The sequence below is a fragment of the Nitrospira sp. genome, assembly GCA_016788885.1.
Lineage (GTDB): Bacteria > Nitrospirota > Nitrospiria > Nitrospirales > Nitrospiraceae > Nitrospira_A.
In genome coordinates, this window is sequence record JAEURX010000016.1 from 73,088 (window position 1) to 90,931 (window position 17,844).

Genomic DNA, 17,844 nt, shown 5'->3' on the forward strand with positions numbered 1-17,844 from the left:
GAGGGCTGTCGAGCGCCTGCAAGGGAAGGACCGACTCACGAAGGGGCAGAATCGCACTGTGCGCACAGTGCAAAGTTTCACAGTTTCCCCGGACGAGAAATCGGCGTCTGCGTCCAGACATCACGGTCCCGCCACCAGATTCGCAGCAATTGTCGCGGTTTGGTGGACCGTCGCGTGAACGATTGTGTTGGTATTAATCTTGCGACCGCCTGGATGTCGAAAGCGGCCAACTGTGTCAGGGAATGCTCACGCTTACAAAAAACTATCTGTGATGAGAGCACCAGGGAGGTCGGCGCAATGAAGGGAATGCAGAGATTCGGTATGGTGATGGGAATCGCAGCGGGGCTTGCGACGGGGCTGGCAGTCGTCGAGCCTGTGCGGGCAGACACGCTCACGATCGGCGCAGCCTATAGTCTGAAGGCGGCGTTTCAGGAAGTGGTGCCGATGTTCGAGAGTGAATTCGGCGCGACGGTCAAGGTCGTCTATGGCTCATCGCAAACCCTCCGCCGGGAAGTGGAGAACGGAGCTCCCGTCGACGTGTTGCTCACCGCGGTGGACGATCTGGAGAAATTGCAGAAGAAGGGACTGACTCTCAACGGCGGCCCCGAAGTTTACGCGCAAACGTCTCTCGTGTTCGTCATGTCGACTGCTTCCCAGGCCATGCCGATTTCCTTTCACGACATGTCATCGGAGGGAAGAACCAGGGTGGCGATCGGGACGTTTGAGAGTGCCGCCGCCGGACCCCTCACGGCACGGGCGCTTCGCGCAGCGGATCCCTCGTATAAGGACCGGTTCCGCCTGATCTCGGCCACCCATCACGATGAAGTCATCAAGATGATCCGTAGCGGTGAGGCAGAGGCGGGGCTTGTCTACCGTGTCGATGCGATCCACAACAGCGGGTTGGTGCGCATCATCGATGAAACGCCGGGTGGAACGTATACGCCGATCCGGTTCGGCGAAGCGGTAGTCTGGACCTGCCGCGATGAGTCGCGGGCTGCAGCTGAACAGTTTTCCGATTTCTTCATGAGTCCCCGCATTCAAAAGCTTCTGCTCAAATACGGGTTTGAACCGGCGGCATCACCTGAGGGCGAAAATAAGCTGGCGCGTACGGCGCCAAAAGTTCGAGTCAATTGACCCGTCACTGTGGGTTCTCGACTCCGCTTAAGTGTGCTGCCGGTCGTACCACGCCCGTTCCTTCATCGTGTCTGATCAACTGGCGCCCCGACAGCATGCGTAGGCCGACATAGAACACCGGGGTGAGAAACAGGCCGAACAGGGTCACCCCGATCATGCCGGAGAACACGGTGACGCCGGTGGCCGAACGCACTTCGGCGCCGGCTCCATGTGAAAGCACGAGCGGCACCGTGCCGGCGATGAAGGCGACCGAAGTCATCACAATTGGGCGCAACCGCAGCCGGCAGGCTTCGAGTGCCGCCTCCACAATGCCCTTTCCCTGCAGTTCCAGCTCGCGTGCGAATTCGACGATCAGAATGGCGTTCTTGCACGCCAATCCCATCAGCACCACCAGGCCGACTTGCACGAAGGTATTGTTGTCACCGCCGGTGAGTTTGACGCCCGCGAGCGCGCAGAGCATGCACATGGGCACGATGAGGATCACTGCCAGCGGCAGGGTCCAGGACTCGTACAGCGCGGCGAGGACGAGGAAGGCCAGCAGGATGGCCACGGGAAAGACCAGTAACGCGGCCTTGCCTTGCGACGCTTCCTGAAAGCTCAAATCGGTCCATTCGATGGTCATCCCGTTCGGTAGCACCTTCCCGGCGATGTCGCGAATCGTGTCCATCGCCTGTGCCGACGAAAACTTGGTGGGATCGGCTTCTCCCATGAAATCGGCGGCTGGATAGCCGTTGTAGCGCAGCACCGGATCGGGGCCGTACGTTTGGCTGAATTTCACCATCGAGCCGATGGGAACCATTTCGCCGCGGTCATTGCGCGTTTTGAGATTCGCGATGTCCTCGACCTTTCCGCGGAAATCGCCGTCCGCTTGCGCATAGACACGCCAGGTGCGGCCGAACAGATTGAAGTCGTTGACGTAGGCTGAACCGAGGTAGATCTGCATCGTGGCGAACAGCTCGGTCAAGGCAATGCCTTGCGTCTTGGTCTTCACGCGGTCCACTTCGGCGTCGAGCTGCGGCACATTGGCCTGGTAGCCGGAAATCGGGTAGCCCATTCCCGGCGTTTGCATGACCGCTCCTTGCAGACCGCCGACTGCATTTTGCAGCGCCCCGAAGCCCAGTCCCGCCCGGTCTTCCACGAAGAGCCCATATCCCGCGCCATTGCCGAGTCCGAGGATCGGCGGGGGCATCAACACAAAGGTGATGCCTTCCTTGATGGCGGAGATCTTTTGATTCATCTCCTCGCTGATTTCCTTGGCGCTGCGGTGGCGCTCGTCGAACGGCTTCAAGATGAGAAACGCGATGCCGTAATTCGGCGTGTTCGTAAACTGCAACGGATTCAGGCCGGTCATGGCTACCACATGGGCGATGCCGTCCACGGTCTTGCTGATCGCGACCACCTGCCGTAACACCGCATCCGTACGGTCGAGCGAGGCGCCTTCCGGCAGTTTCACTCCGGCCATCAGATACAACTTATCCTGGGTGGGAATGAAGCCGCGCGGTACCGCCTGGAAGAGCATGCCCGTGACGATCAAGAGCAATGCGTAGACGGCAAAGACCGAACCACGATGTTTCAACGTGCGCGAGACGGTGCCTTGATACCCGTTGGAACTGGCCTTGAAAAAGCGATTGAACGGCCGGAACACCCAGCCGAATAGACGTTCGATCAAGCGCGAAAGGGCGTCCTTCGGTGTGCCGTGGCTTTTGAGCAGTTTTGCTGCGAGGGCCGGGGAAAGGGTGAGGGAATTGATGGCCGAGATGACCGTCGAAATGGCGATCGTCACGGCGAACTGTTTGTAGAACTGGCCGGTGACGCCGCTCAGAAAGGCCATCGGCACAAACACGGCGCACAAGACGAGCGCGATCGCGACGATCGGGCCCGACACTTCCTGCATCGCCTGGTGGGCAGCCTGGAGTGGGGTGCGTCCTTCTTCGATGTTGCGTTCGACATTTTCCACCACCACGATCGCGTCATCCACCACGATGCCGATGGCGAGGACGAGTCCGAAGAGCGTGAGTGTGTTGATGGAGAAACCGAAGAGGTACAGCGCGGCGAACGTGCCGACCACCGACACCGGCACGGCGATCAGCGGAATGATCGAGGCACGCCAGGTTTGCAGGAACAGGATGACGACGAGCACGACGAGCAGAATCGCTTCCATGAGCGTCTGGACCACGGCCTGGATTGAATCACGCACGAACACCGTCGTGTCGTAGTCCGAGCGGTAGGTGAGGCCGGGCGGAAAGCGTGTCTTGAGTTCTTCCATTTTGGTAATGACGGCGTCGCGGACGGTCAGCGCGTTTGCGCCGGGCGCCTGGAAGATACCGATGGGCGGTGCGTCCTGATTGTCGAGTTGTCCGCGCAACGTGTAGTCGTTGGCGCCCAGTTCGATGCGCGCCACGTCGGAAAGACGGACGACTTCCCCGCCCGCGCCGATTTTCAGCACGACATTGCCAAACTCCTGGGCCGTGCGCAGACGGCCCTGGGCATTGATGGAAATGAGAAAGTCGGTGTCTTTAGCGATCGGTTCCGCGCCGAGCTGCCCGGCCGAGACCTGAATGTTTTGCTCCCGCACGGCGGCGACGACGTCGCTGGCGGTCATCCCGCGCGACGCGATCTTGTCAGGGTTGAGCCAGATACGCATTGCATAGTCGCCGCTGCCGAAAATCTGCACCTGGCCGACACCGGGCAAACGCGCCAGTTCATCTTTTATTTTGATGTTGGCGTAGTTGCGCAGGTAGAGCGCGTCGTATTTGCCCTCCGGTGAAAGGAGCTGAACCATCACCAGGAAGGTCGGCGACTGTTTCTGTGTCGTGACGCCCAGGCTGACCACTTCCGACGGGAGCCGTGAAAGCGCCTGACTGACCCGGTTTTGCACCTGCACTTGGGCCGCATCCGGATCCGTACCGGGACGGAAGGTGATCGTCATCTGCAACACGCCATCGGAGCCGGCGACCGATTTCATGTACATCATGTTCTCGACGCCGTTGATCTGTTCTTCCAGCGGCGTGGACACGGTTTCGGCGATCACCTTGGGATTGGCTCCGGGGTAGATGGCGCGCACGATCACCGCCGGCGGGACGACTTCGGGGTACTCGCTGATCGGAAGGATGGGAATGGCGATCAAGCCTGCGGCAAAGATCACGATGGACAGTACCGCGGCGAAGATCGGCCGATCGATGAAAAATTTCGAAAAGTCCATGGCCGGCGCTCCCTACTTCCCGGCCATGGCTTGAGGGGCGGGGGGCGCCGACGGCTTGTCCATCGGCACTTCGGCTGGGGTCACCGGCATGCCGGGGTAGAAAACTTTTTGCAGGCCGACCACGACAATCCTGTCATCCGGCGCGAGACCGGATTGCACGACGCGTAATCCGTCGACCACACCGCCTAGCACGATATCCTTGCGTTGGGCTTTCCCGTCTTTATCGACCGCATAAACATATTTGCGATCCTGATCGGTGAGAATGGCCTTGTCGTCGATCAAAAGAGCTTCAGCCTTCTGGCCGCTGACGAACTGCACGCGCGCGAAGAGACCGGGGGTAAAGATGCGGTCGGGATTGGGGAGCACGGCGCGAGCGCGCACGGTTCCGAGCGTCGGATTGACCTGGGTGTCGAGAAAATCGACTCGTCCGGTGTGCGGATAGCCGGTTTCGTTGGCAAGACCGACGTGGACGGCATTGTCCTGCGCGGTGCGCTCGTTCTTGCGCTCCTGTTCCTTGTAGCGCAGGTAACTGTTTTCGTCCGCATCAAAATACACGTACATCGGGTCTTGCGACACCACCGTCGTCAGCAGGGTATCGTCGGCGGTGGCCAAGTTGCCGACCGTGACGAGGGCCCGGCTAGCCCGTCCTGAAACCGGGGCGCGGACTTCGGTAAAGGACAGGTTGAGCTTCGCGGTGGCCACTGCTGCTTCGGCGGCATGCACATCCGCCGCGCTCTGCGCCTGTGCGGCGCGCCGCAAGTCGAGTTCCTCGTGCGAGATGGCGTTATCGTTGATCAATGCCTGGGCGCGTTTATTGCGGATGGTTTCTAGCTGCTGCGCGACCCGCGCGCGTGACAGTTGCGCCTGGGCATTCTCCAAGGCGGCACGGTAGGGACGAGGGTCGATCTGGAACATCAACTCGCCCTGTTTCACGTCCTGGCCTTCTTTATAGGCCACTCGCTGCACATAGCCGCTGGCGCGTGGCCGCAACTCGACCGTGTCGATGGCGCTGATGCGGCCCGTGTATTCGTCCCATTGCTGCACCGGCTTCGAGATCACTTTCGCGACCCCGACCTCCGGGGGAGGCATTTGCCCGCCGCTGCTGGCTTGTTCGTTATTGCAGCCGGCCACCGTCAGCATCACGGCGAGTAGCCACGGTGTATATCGGACAGTGCGCATGGTGTACCTGATGGAAGAGTGATGGAAAACGATGACGTCAGCTCCGCATGGCATCGACGGTTCGTTGTTAGTCCTGCCTGCAGTATCCGGTATGCCGTCAAACATAGTCAATATATGAATGATGCAGCTATGAATAATTGATGATTGAATCTTGTCGTGTTTTGAGGTAGCGTGTCCGCAGCATGAAACGTGTGAAGGCAGTCCCGCGAATCAAGGCCGGAGAGAACGCGTGCGTCTCTCCCTGTATCTCGACGTTGCCGCGGCACCGGATGGTCGAACTCCTGTGGAGCTTTACCCCGGCCTACCAACGGTGGTCGGAATCGCTGTTGGTGGAGAAGGGTTTGTCGCCTCAACGGTTGCGTATTCTCAGCTCAATTCATGAGCGCGGACCGAGGATCATGAGCGACCTCAAGAAGGAACTGGGCGTGACGGCGACCAACGTGACGGCGCTCGTCGACTCGCTGGAAAAGGACGGGCTGGTCGTGCGGAGACGGCATCCGACGGATCGCCGGGCCACCGTGATCGAACTCTCGGACAAGGTCATGACGCAGTTATCCCCGCGCTGCACGGAGTACAAAGAACAGGTCGCGGAGCTCTTCTCAGATCTCAGCGACAACGAATGCAAAGCCTTCGTGAAGACGCTCGAGAAACTCTGGAGTCGCTTGCAGGGCTAGAGGGCAGTCGTACGAAATTTTTGGGCAGATGCCGAGGCAGAATTCAGGAAGGTTCGCGGTAGCTTCGGCTGGGCCATTTCGATTCAGCCTTGCGGTACGGGCGTGACGGAGGCTTACGAGTCACGAGACGCTTGAACAGGACTGCTAGGGCAGCAAGTGACAGTGTAGCGAATAGGCGAGCGAACATTTCTCACGATATCGCCCTGCGACGAACATGTCAAACAGGGACCAGTCCAGGCTACATCGGGCCAGCGGGGTATCCGTTCCCTGTTTGTATGAGACTCATTCATCTCCCCCGAACACAGTGGTGGCATAATTCAGGACCACGCACCCTCCACGGAAAGAGAAACTGTCGCCTTCCAGCCTGTTGTCAGTCATTCACGAGTTCCCCTCTTCACCCTTCTCCGCCACATCAAACTGTAGCCCGCTCGAGCCTTCGCCGCGGCCTGGTTCTTTGCGGCGGCCGATCCAGAGATGGGTGGAGCCGTCGGTCCAGCGCGCGTATTGATACGTTCTAGTGACGCGGGCCCCTTCGCGCGGCACTTCTTCCTCGTAGACTAACAGATCGCGCTGTGGTTCGAGCAATCGCCCCTGCGGGAGTTGCACACTTTGAATGCCGTCTTCGCCGAACGCCGGCAGGACACCTCGCTTGAGTCGCACTGTTGTACCGTCCTTGACCGGCAGCAATGGAATCCAATAGTCCGGCACCCTGGTGCCGAGACGGTAGACCAACGGGGCGCCATCACTATCGGCGGCAGGCGGGGGCGGCTGCTCCGCCTGCGTCTCTTGATAGGCTTCATGTCGGTCCAAAGGACGACCGGCGGCGCTTTCGACGACCCGCTCGACGGCCCAGGCCAGGTTGGCCATTTCATCTCGCAACAGCGACAGATCTTCGATTGGCTGGCTCTCCAACATCGGACCCAACACGGGCGGTAGGAACAACAGCCGCTGGCTGTCGTTCGTGAGGCTGAACATGCGCCAGGGCGACGCGGGCCCGTCGACTTCGTTCGCGTGGGGAATGAGGAACCGTTCGCCGAACGTGTTGGTGACGACGAGCGCGCGGATCTGTGAAAGGGTGCCGACAGGTACGTCGAGCGGCAGTAGAAACCAATCATTGCTGTATTCCAGTGCGAACTTCACGAGTAGCAGGCGGGCCAAGTCTTGTGGTGCTGCCTGGACGCTCGCAAAATTGACGGCCCCGTCTTCGAATTCCCAAAAACGCGCAGAGGGCATGCCGCGAAACGAGACCGGTGCAGGGAGAAAGGCTTCCGTGAGGGACGTGCGGCTGTCGGTGGCGCCCAGACTGTTTCCTGAACTCGCCGTGAACGAAAACCAGTCGAGACGGCCATCCAGATACTCCGGCGCGGTCAGCACCACTTCGCCTGCTGCCGTCTTGCCTGCGATACTTAGGGTGTATTCCATCCGTTCTGGAATCCAGGCGGACGGAGCGGCGCCCTGTTGGAACAGGCCGTCCAGCCAGCTCAACCAGTTCGTCACGATGCCGGTCACTCTTGGGCGGTCGCTCTCAGCCACCTGATCCAACGGCGCCTCGCGAAAGAATTCCGCCATACTGTTGCTGGCCTGCAGTGCGCGAAATCGTGCGGCGAACCGCAGCCCATCGATGGTGCGGCCGCTTAACACGCGGATGAAGGAGAGACTTGCGGCGTCAATGTGCTTGGCCTGCTCTGCAGTGGGGGCGGTCAGGACATACGTACTTGCCAGCCACTGCGCGCGGCTGGGGCCAACTCTGGCCGTATCCAGCAGGCGGAGTAAATGTCGTCCCGATTCGGCCGCGAGCCGCCAATTGGGGCGCGAGCCGTCTATCACTGGTTCCGCTTCCACCAGCGTTTCCAGGGCCAGGGCGTCGGCTGTATAGGGTCTGGCCGGATGTGGGCCGGAGCGCGGCCCCGGTTGATAGCGGGTGACGGCGGCAGTGTCCACGATCACCTGCGCGGCGGCAGGCGAACCCGCATCGGCGCCGTTGAACTCGCCGAACTGCCATTGGCGTCCCAGCATCCACAGCGGGTCGTGGATCCGCGCCTGCAAGCCATCTTGCAGGTCGGGGTTCTGGGTGCTGAGGTCGAGTCTGATTCGAGAAGGCATGCCTATGCTCCTATCGCTGGATCGATGACGCCGGTGAAGTCGAGGGAGCCGCCGGTAAACAGCAGTGCGGGCGCGGAGGCATCTTGCTCACCTGACCCCACCGGTTGCAGCGCACGTTTACCGGCGCGGTCCCACGTGGCCATGCCGTCGAACAGGGTGAAGGCCATGCCGTTTACGATCCGTCCTTCGACCCCCACGGTGGCGGCGGGCACTTCGAGCCGCACCCAACGACCGGGCGGGGGCAGGGGGCCTATGTATTGGCGGCTGACGGTATTGTCGGTGCCCCACGGAATGAGGTTTTCACCCCAATAGGCGCGGTGCTCCCACGTGCCGTCGTTCCACTGCAACATGACCTGTCGAGGCATACGCGCGGGATCGAGGTAAATGTGCGCGAACAGGCGGTCCCCCACATTGACGAACAGCGGCACCTTGGCGCCTTGGAAAAAATGCTGGTGCATGCCGGCCGCGAAAATCGATTGATGGGCGCGCTTGCCGGATAGCGGTTCCGGTTTCATGCGAATCCAGGTCCAGGTCTCACCATCGCCCAAAGGAGCGGCGCCTTCCGGCAGTTGGTCTTCCACCCAGATCAGTTCCTCGCCGCTGTCCGGCGCGACGGTGCGGAGTCGAGCCAAGTCCATCGTGTCTTGCAGGACGGCTTCCAGGCTGTTGAGGTCCCAGGTCGCGCGCCGATCCGACGGCACCGCGAGCAGCAGCGCTTGCGGTGGGGCACTATTAGGCTGATCGTAATGAAAAGTTACGCCCGTCGTTTCGCGCGGACTCGGTACCGTCTCCACCCATTCGTCGATCAAGAGCCCCGCGAAGGGTTGATCGAAGCGGGGCGGTTGCGGCGACGACATCTGCGCCACCAGCGAGAGGCGCCCTCGCGGAAGGGGCTGGTCAGGCGCCAGCGGCAAGGCCACCCAGCGATCCTCCGCCTGAAAGGGGAGTTGGCCGACGTGGAATCGGAGTGCGGCACTACCCACTGTTTCTCCATACAGCATGGCCTCGTTCAGACGTGTCGCACCGGGTCGTACATAGGCGGCACGCTGAAACCAGGTGACGGCGGCCATGGGGTCCTGTCCTTGGAGCGAGAGGCTGGCGCCGAAGGACTCATTCAATTGTGCCGCGTTGGTCGCGGTCACCCGAGGCAGCGCCAGGAAGTCCTGGCCAAAGATGATGCGGATACGCGCCAGGTCATGATCGCGCCGTTCTTCCGCGGTGGCGTTTGCACGCACAAAGTTCTGATCGGATTCGGCCACACGGTCCATGCGCCGTTGCACTTCACGCAGGACCGACCGTGCCTGAGCCAGGAGCACCGATCGCGCGTCCGATCCCGTTCCGCCGATGTCCAACGGAACCGCACTGGGTATGCCGAAGTTCGCCAAGCCAAGCAGGGCGCGGCGAACGTCGTCCAGGCCGGCAGTCAGGTCGTCCGATGGTGGCGTTGGGAGGAGGCCGTTCAGAACTCGATGCGCGTCGGTCAACGCGTGCAACGCGCGGGTGGCACGGCCGGCAAACTCGTCATGGTCCAGGCCTGAATCAGCAGGTGATTCAGGCAACGACAGGTCGCGGCCGTCCAGGGATCGGGCATTGCTGAGCAGGCGTCGCACCGTGGTCGCGACGTCACACCATTCGGCAACCCCGATGATCTCCGCGCCCCAGCTGTTGTCGCGGCCGAACTGTAATCGAATGAGCGCATCCGGCGGGACAGTGGCGGGACGAGTCTGGTGCAGCACGAACCGCCACCGTTGCTCCAACTCAGCCTGCTGCGCGCGACTGTTACCCTCCGCCAGATAGATCGCATCCAGCGGCGCCAGCCCGAGTGACGTCAGCGCGCTTTCGACGGTCTGAACGATCTGCCCGTCCTGCTCATTGACATACTCCGCCTTGCAACGAACCTGGGACGGGTTGGGCAGCAGCGTGGCCACCCAGGCGTTCAGGATCGGTTCGGCCTGGGCACGGGCCGATGGGCTATTCGTCGGCCAGCCTGACGGTGCCGTTCCGTCGGTCGCGGGGAACAGCGTGCAGAGGCGATGTGTCAACCCGATGCCGCCCCTCGGCGTGCGGATCACCTCCAACTCCGGCGGTGGCACGTCCCCCGCCGCGATGGCCTCCAGCGTGGCGCCGGAGCGAAGCGGATTGCCTTGCACGAGCTGGTACACACTCTCGGCCACGACGCTGTCTCCAACCGAATCGACCAGATCATCGAGTGCCTTGAGCACGTCCACCAGCGCGGTGAAGTCGGGGCTGCCGGGAGGCGGAAATCCCAAGGTCGTGTTGCCGAACGGAATGGTCGTGACATCCCAAGGCGTTTGCGGCGCTTGGCGTTGTTGGCTCGCCGTCCATCGACGATGCAAGGCCAGCCCGTCGACCACGGCCGCTGCCGGCAGGGATTTCAGCGCCTCATTCCATTGCGCGGCGAGGCGCGTGGTGAGGGCCGTCCGTGCGGCGACCAGGTCGGCCATCGCCTTGCCTCGTTGCCCGCCTTCCTTGGCGAGGGCCTGACGATCGAACTCGGCGGCGAGTGTGTCCTGTCGTGCGGCCATCTGTTGCGCGGCCGGAATGGAATCCGGATCGGCGGCATTGAGCAACTTGGCCTGGGCTCGTGCCGCGAGCAGGCGTGAACCTTCCTGCGCGTTGACGTTCTGCTGGGCGGCGGTTGCCTGAGCCACGGCAGTGGCCTGGGCTTGGGTCAGCTGGTCCACGCGATTCTCCCAATCATCCAAATCCCGCGCTTCCAACAACTGAACGGCATAACGCCGTGCCGAGGGTTGAAGCACCTTGCCCTCCGGTTTGGCTGCCTGTTGTTGCGCCAGCACCTGGGCCGCTTGCGCGACCTGTGTCTGTGCGGCCTGGGCCTGCTGCGCAAGTGTGGCGATCGTTCCCAGTGCGGCTCGATATGTTTGCTCGCGGCGCTCTCGTTCGGCCTTCAGTCCGCGAGCGTCCTCCGCCCGTCGCAAGGCCTGGTCCCGTTGCGCCATCAGCAGCGTCACCTCTTGCGCCAGTGTTTCGGCGCGCGTGAGGGTGTCCCGGATGTCGGCGAAGCGGTCGGTGTAGGTGAAGCTCGTGAGCGCGCGGAAGCGTTGGATGTACCGGTCCAAGCCGCGTTCATGGAGGTGGCGTTCGAATCGGTATCCGAGCAGCGCGGTCAAGGATTGACCGTGACGCACGCCGTCGAGCAGCCACTTGGCGCGATGGACCCGCTCGGACGAAAGGTCGACCGCAAAGGGCGATGCGCCGGCTGCGCGATTCGCTTCCTCGGAGAGGTAGCCGCTCCGCAGGACGGCCGCGGCTGCCGCATGTCCGAGCGAGGGGGCATGCACGAAACCCTTATTGTGTATCGAGCGGGAGACCGGCGCGGTGACGCCCTCTGGTGGGGTGGAGACCGGTTGCAGCAGGGCCGCACGACGGACCTGTTCCAGCCAGCCATACGCGCCCAGCCTGATACCGGTGGGCGTGGCCTGCCGCAGGGCGGCCAGCCGCCTGGTGGCCAGCGACGTGCCCCAGGCATCGAGGCGATAGGTGAGTACATCCATTGCTTCTGCGAGCAGTGTTTGCCGAATCGATTCGGGCAAGCTGGTCAGTTCATCCCAGGCCGGCTCGTGTGTCGTCGAAAGGGCGCGAGTCAGCAGCAGGGTCCGAAAAGCAGCGGTGAGGAGCTGCTGTGGCACGGGCGGTTGTTGGGTGGAGACTTCAGGAAACTCCCGCAACGTGTAGCGGGAGGCGTTCGCGTCCTGTGCCAGCAGCACGACGGGGTTGGATTCCACCGTGGTCTGGAGTGCCTGGGGGATCTGGCCTCGACGTGTCAATCGCTGGGCCTTCCACCAGGTGGCCAGCGCGTTGTCTTGGTCCTGGTCGGTCGTCGAGGTCCAGCGGTCGAGTGCCGCCACCGGCAGCAGGCCGTAGGGCTGGTTGTCGATACGGAGAGCGGGGAGTGGGCCACGGGCTCGAACGAACTTCGTAACATGATCGCGCAGCACGTCTGCGCCGATTGTGCCGAGCAGTTGACGCAACAATGGACTGTCGCACAGCGCGAGCAGCGCCGCCTGCATGAGTGAAGCGTGGCGTTGTTCCGCTCCGTCGGCTCCGCCCACATGGGCAAAGACGGACGGCGACAGGCCCAGGGCCTTCGCCAGCAGGTCACCATCCGATCCGGATTGGATCAACGAGGCGCCGAGTTCGATGCCCATGCTGTCGGCGGCGTTGCGGTCGGTCGATCGATAGCCGGCGGAGGCGTCTGCTGTGTTGTTCGTCGGCACCTGTTGTTTCACGAGGGCAAGGCCACCGGTGTAATGGTGCACATCGAACAGTTGCGCCAATTGCTCGGCTGTGGCGGAGGCATCCCAGGAGGCCTTCAGGCCCAGGACGACGATGCGGTCGAATCCTGCCTGGGCGTCTTCCTCCGTGACGGGAATACGGAGACCCATGCCGATCGACTCAGCTACGTCGAACTCGGTAATCCACCGCATGCCGGCATCGACGGGCGGCAATCCATTCCCGCCGAGCGGGTCTGTGCTCCGTGGGTCAGGCCCGACCGCCACGGTCTCGGGGATCTGCTTGCCCCAGGCGGTGATACGCGCCCTGTCGCCGCGATAACCGATGGCGACCCAGCGATCAGGGAGGACCTGCGTGTGGGGGGCGCGCGTCCAACTGTCGTCCCGGCGGGTGACCGTTGCGGCCTGTGAAGGATCGAGCTGTCTGGCGATCCAGGCGGCGCGGGTGCTGCCGAATAGTTCTGTGAGTCGCTGCCAGCCTTGCCTGATGTGTTCTTGCCGGTCGGTTCCAGACGGAGCTGTGGCGACATGTGCCCAGAACTCCTTGCCGCGACGTTCCTCGTCTTCCGTCAGCGCCGGTTCGTGACTGTCGAGATGGATGTCGTCGGGATAGACGCGGAGCAGAAGATCGGTGCCCGGTGCTTCGCGTCTCGCCGTGAACCTAGTTTCCACGCGCACGGGGAACAGCAGGAGTGGATGGGTCGTGGCGACGGTGCCGGTGAGACGATCCGTGCCGAGGAGGCGGGCGGTCGCGGCATCGCGGGCGGTTCGATGCTCGTCGACCTGCGCCGACAGCGCCGCCACCTCTGCCTTCTTGCGAGCCACCAGATCCTGTGTGGCCGTGATCTGTGTGTTGACCTGACCCAACTCGGCCTGGGAAAGCGCCCGTTGCCTGATGAGCGCGGCGGCCCGCCGTTGCGCCGCCTGGGCTCGTGCGACGGCCCGGTCATGGGCCAACTGCAATTGCCGTAACTTGGCCGCCCAGGCCCGCAGCACCGCCGGCGGCACTCGTGGAGGAATGTCTGATCCTTCTTCAATCGGTCTCACGCGACAATCGCCTTCCTGGCCTATGGGCCTTCGCCTAAGAGGGTCGTGACTTCCGCTTCCGCTTCCGCCAGCGCCTGTTGTGCCGCGGCCGCCTGCGCTTCCGCTTGCGGGATTTGCGTCGCGAGATTGGCGAGGAGCGTCGTCAGCTCCGTGCGCCGGCTCAGCAAGTTTGCGAGGAGCACTTCGGCATCTTCCAACTCGAATCGCGCCACCAGATGGGAGTCTTCCAACGTCGCCGTACGGGCCGAGAGTTGCGCCGCCACCTGTTGCAGTGTCGCCCTGTCCAGCGGATCGCGGGTGATCTCGGCGTTCATGCGCTCAATCTCGGTCAGTCCCCTTTGCAATTCCTGCCGGCGAGGCTCGATGGCGGCGATCGCGGCTTGGGTGGCTTGCACCGCGGCGGTCGCCGCCGCGACCTGACGGTCCGCTGCCTGCACCTGTGCCTGGGCTTGTGCCACGACCTGTTGTGCCTCGGTCACCTTGGCGTGGGCCGCGGTAGCGGCGGTTTTTGCCTGGGTGAGTTTTTTTTGCAGTGCGGCAAGGCGCACTCTCCACGTGGCGGGGGGGATGCCTTGCGGCGGTTCGGACGCATCGAGCACATCCTGTTGCGCCGCTGCGACCTGTGCGTCCGCCGCGTCTGCTGCGGCCTGCAAGGGCCCCACGCGTGCCTGGGCCTGGGTCACGCCGCTCTGTGCCGTGGTGCGCTGAGTTTGCGCCGCCGTCACCGCCTGCTGCTGGGTGGTGAGTTGTGTCGTCAACGTAGTCTGTTGTGCGGCCAAGGCCTGCAGGGCCGTTTGGAGTCGCGCGGTTTCTTGTTCCAAAAAGGGCATGATGTCGTGTTGTTCCCCTCCTACTGCCGGCCCGGCAGCCAGGTCCTGGCATGGACTGCTACGCGGAACGGCGGTTGTCTGGTGATGCTGGCCATCTGTGCCGAGTTCTTTCCCCAAGGAATCTGATCGACGACGATGTTGTTCAACAAGCCGTCGATCCTTACATACACGATCTGTTTGAGCGAAGCTTCGTCCGGCGCCAGGTTGCCCCACGTCAGATCACGCCAATGGGCTGGTGTGCCGCCATAGGTGGTGGCGACATCCATACCGAATCGCGGTTCCGTCGGTTGCTCCTGCAACACAAAGAACCAGCCCGGATGCCCTCCGGCTTTGTTGTCCGCTCCTCGAACCTGATCTTCAGTCAACGGGAAGCCGAGCATGGTGATGTCCGGTGATTGCGTCGCGCGGAACATCGGATAACGCTCGGTGGTGCCCAGCTCGCGCTTCGTGCCGTCAGGCGACCAGACACTTTCCAATGCATACACCATGGCTCTCGGATAACGCCGCAGGAGGTCGCCGCGGATCAAGAGCACCATCTGGCCCACCGCCGCCCCTCGCGCGCTATGCGAGCCGAGACGACTGTCCGCCGCCCATGTAGTGATCCGCGTGATGTCGAAGCGGGATTCACGCTCTGCGTCGGTCGTGGGTAGTTCATCGCCGCCGGCGTCCCAGAATTGCCGGAAGTAGGTGCCGCGTTGGTCGGTCGGAAACCCGCGCCAAAGCAACTCGCGGCTCATCTCATGGTTGAGCCCGACCATGTAGGCTTCGATCAATGCCGGGTTGGTCTTCAGGAGCGCGATCGTATTCGACGGCACCTGGTCCATGCCGGGTAACAGCAGGTCCGGCGCATAGTCGCGTAAGGGTTCGTACATCGGCTGCGGGAAACTCGGCGCAAACATCGTCAACTCAGTGTTCTCAACGGTCGGCATCGATTTGCGCACGGCGGCCAGTACCGCTTTTTTCGGCGAGAGGCGCCGCAAGACTTCCACCTTCAATTCCGACCATTCGCGCAGTGCCGGTGCTTGCCGCTGTTTGGTCGCAACGGAGAATTGCATGAGCGGGCGAAACGCCTGAGCTGCCGTTGAGGCAGGCGATGTGCTGGGGAGCCGCAGGCCATCGAACGTGGCGGCGTGGGAGGCGATGGGGCCATTCAATCGGGTCAGGCGGCGGAAGGCGCCGGTCACAGCCGGATGCCCGGACAATAGATTGCTGCTTCCGGTTGCCGGCGTCGTGGATGGTGACGCGATTCCTGTCAGCGCCTGCAGCGCCGGTCCCGTGAGTTGCAGCAGTCCGGCCGGGTTGAGCGCGGCAAAATGTTTCTTCGAAAGGCTCTCGCCGACGGCTTCGGCCAACTGCGCACGCTTGAGCCGCTGTCGATCCTGGCGTTGTTGTTCCAGTTGATCCCAGGCCGAGGCCATCAACGGTTCCTGCTCGTTGCGGATCACCGTCGTGCCGATGCCGGCTGCGATGCGGTGGCGCGGATCGAGATTCACATCGCGGAACCAGTGCGGCGGTTGATCGGTCGGCGGCAGGCTGTCCCGGTCTACGTACCATTGTCCATAAAGCGGCGGGCCGAGAAGGGTGGGGGCTCCGCTGGTGTTGGTCATGACTGCCGGGGCATTGAGGATGGTGCCGAGGGCCAATTGGAACGCCTTGCGTGGTTCATCGGGCCACTCACGCGGGTGCGTCTCCGGAGTCTGCAGGGCTCCCCCCAAATCAAGGAGGCCACCAGGAGTGCCCGTCGGCAGGGTGGGCATGCCCCAGCCGGGCGTGCGAATGTCCACCGGCCGTAAGCCCACCGTGGCCGGCAGGGATTGGGCTTTCAAGCGGCGCGCGAGCGATTCGAAATCCCCCGCAAGGCCTGTTCGAAACTCCCATCGGAAAAAAACCGGCAACGTGACCGGGCCGGCGGCGTTTTTTGCCCAAGCCGGTTTCAAGGCCTGTTCATCTTCAGGCTTGATCGGCTCGCCGAGACCGGCTTTCCTCCCCACGTCGTAGGTGGGCACGAGGCAGGCATAGTAGGCGGTATTGGGATCGAGGCGTCGCGGAGCCAGCAACCGCGAGAGCGTGCGTTCGGGGTGGTCGTTGAGAATCTGTTGCAGCGTGGCCCGCGGAGAAGGATCGGGCGTCGAGCGTTGTTCCGCCACGATCTGGGCGTGGGCCCAGGCCCACGACTGGTCGAGGTCGGGCAAGTCTTCAACGGCGCAGGTGATCGCCGGCAAGGGCCGCTGCTGGTTGGTCTTGAGCGTGGCTCGATCCTGAGGGACGACGATCAAACAAATCCACGGTCGCAGGCGCCGCGCGCTGTCCGCTGTTGCCGGGGTAAAAAGCCAGGGAAAGTCAGGGCGATCGAATTCAATGGCCGGAAAATAGTTCGGTTCGAAATCGGTCATGTGGGCATGGGGTTCCGTGCGGATGATCTCACGGGCGTCCAAGCCGGTGATGTCGCCTGGCCCATAGAGCTGCACGTTGACGTCGATGGGTGCGCGGTCGTTCACCCGCAGACGGATGGGCAACGCGAGACGCCCCGCCGTGGCAGGACTGGACCCGCCGGGTCCGGAGAGGCCCGCGAGGAGTCCTTGGCGAAGCCAGGAGTAGAAGCGATAGGTGGCGGCGATCTGTTCAGGCATGGTTCTTCATTCCTGTTGTATTACAACGTGACAGCAGTTTTCCCTCGCCGGCGTGTGCGGGCGGGTGCCTGACCGGCAGCGCCGAAGGGGGCGACGCGCGCCAACACCGCTGCCGAGAGCACATAGCCCGGCTTCGGCCGCTCCGGCGGCCGCGTCGGATCAATCAGCAAGGTCTCATACGCGATCGGCGTGCTGAGGCCGTCGTCGTCGTCCACGGCCACGTCCTCGGCCGCCACGGTAAGGCCGCCCTGTAAGGGCACAAACGCCGGTTGCGCCAACTGCTCGTCCTCCCGCAAATCCTCATACTGCGCCACCGCGAAGGGCTCGGACACCGGCGTCGTCCTCCAGGGTTGCGTGCCGACGCGATCGGTCAGTGTGACGGTCACGGTCGTGGGCCCGCCGACCAGCGGCGCGGTGCCCAGCTTCGTGAGCCGCCGGTTCAAGGGCGCAATGCGCTCTCTCATGGTCAGTTCTGCCCAGGGATGCACGCGTAGTCCGTTGCCCGGCGGCGGCGTCTCCCGGATCGTGACGACCGGCGCACGACTCCGTGGCACAGCCCCACTCCAATTGCGCCGATCGGCCAGGGCTGACGCGACTAAGCCTATGACATCCACCGCGGCCGGCAGCGGTGGCGCGGTCGTGCTGCCGAACGTCCGCGAGAAGTGCACCGAGACCGAGAAGAACAGCAGCGAGATCGACGCCTTGCCCTCCACCTGCCAGGGTGTCGGTCCGGCTAACCGTCCCGTGAAGGAGATCCCCATCAATAGGCGG

9 protein-coding genes are annotated in these 17,844 nt (G+C 63.0%); 2 read left to right on the forward strand and 7 right to left on the reverse strand.

Translation table 11 applies throughout. The features are described from left to right. Positions 1-306: 306 nt before the first annotated feature. On the forward strand, positions 307-1,134 hold the full coding sequence (gene modA / locus JNL86_04805) for a molybdate ABC transporter substrate-binding protein (protein MBL8042221.1): 828 nt from the start codon (positions 307-309) through the stop codon (positions 1,132-1,134). 4 nt (positions 1,135-1,138) lie between these two features. Here modA and JNL86_04810 read toward each other — a convergent pair whose 3' ends face one another. Together JNL86_04810 and JNL86_04815 are read right to left on the reverse strand one after the other, a co-directional pair. Beyond that, positions 1,139-4,336 (reverse strand): multidrug efflux RND transporter permease subunit, encoded by a 3,198-nt coding sequence (locus JNL86_04810; protein MBL8042222.1) that lies wholly within the window; start codon positions 4,334-4,336, stop codon positions 1,139-1,141. 12 nt (positions 4,337-4,348) lie between these two features. Further along, positions 4,349-5,515: an efflux RND transporter periplasmic adaptor subunit gene (locus JNL86_04815; protein ID MBL8042223.1), complete on the reverse strand. Its 1,167-nt coding sequence runs from the start codon at positions 5,513-5,515 to the stop codon at positions 4,349-4,351. A gap of 182 nt (positions 5,516-5,697) precedes the next feature. Here JNL86_04815 and JNL86_04820 point away from each other — a divergent pair, with 182 nt between their 5' ends. Beyond that, positions 5,698-6,189: a MarR family transcriptional regulator gene (locus tag JNL86_04820; GenBank protein MBL8042224.1), complete on the forward strand. Its 492-nt coding sequence runs from the start codon at positions 5,698-5,700 to the stop codon at positions 6,187-6,189. 378 nt (positions 6,190-6,567) lie between these two features. Here the strand turns inward: JNL86_04820 and JNL86_04825 are convergent, their stop codons facing one another. The 5 genes from JNL86_04825 to JNL86_04845 form a co-directional block, all read right to left on the reverse strand. Continuing rightward, a complete protein-coding gene (locus JNL86_04825) occupies positions 6,568-8,292 on the reverse strand; it encodes a hypothetical protein (protein MBL8042225.1) in 1,725 nt (574 codons plus the stop codon). Between the two features lie 2 nt (positions 8,293-8,294). Next, complete coding sequence (locus JNL86_04830; GenBank protein ID MBL8042226.1) at positions 8,295-13,613, reverse strand: hypothetical protein; 5,319 nt, start codon at positions 13,611-13,613, stop codon at positions 8,295-8,297. Between the two features lie 20 nt (positions 13,614-13,633). Then, positions 13,634-14,443, reverse strand: coding sequence for a hypothetical protein (locus JNL86_04835; protein MBL8042227.1), 810 nt, complete (start codon positions 14,441-14,443; stop codon positions 13,634-13,636). Positions 14,444-14,463: 20 nt separating this feature from the next. Further along, the gene (locus tag JNL86_04840) at positions 14,464-17,073 is read right to left on the reverse strand and encodes a hypothetical protein (GenBank protein ID MBL8042228.1); all 2,610 of its coding nucleotides are present in this window, start codon (positions 17,071-17,073) and stop codon (positions 14,464-14,466) included. A 20-nt stretch (positions 17,074-17,093) separates the two neighbouring features. After that, positions 17,094-17,844, reverse strand: a 751-nt coding sequence (locus JNL86_04845) for a hypothetical protein (GenBank protein MBL8042229.1), incomplete at its 5' end; no start/stop codon positions are given.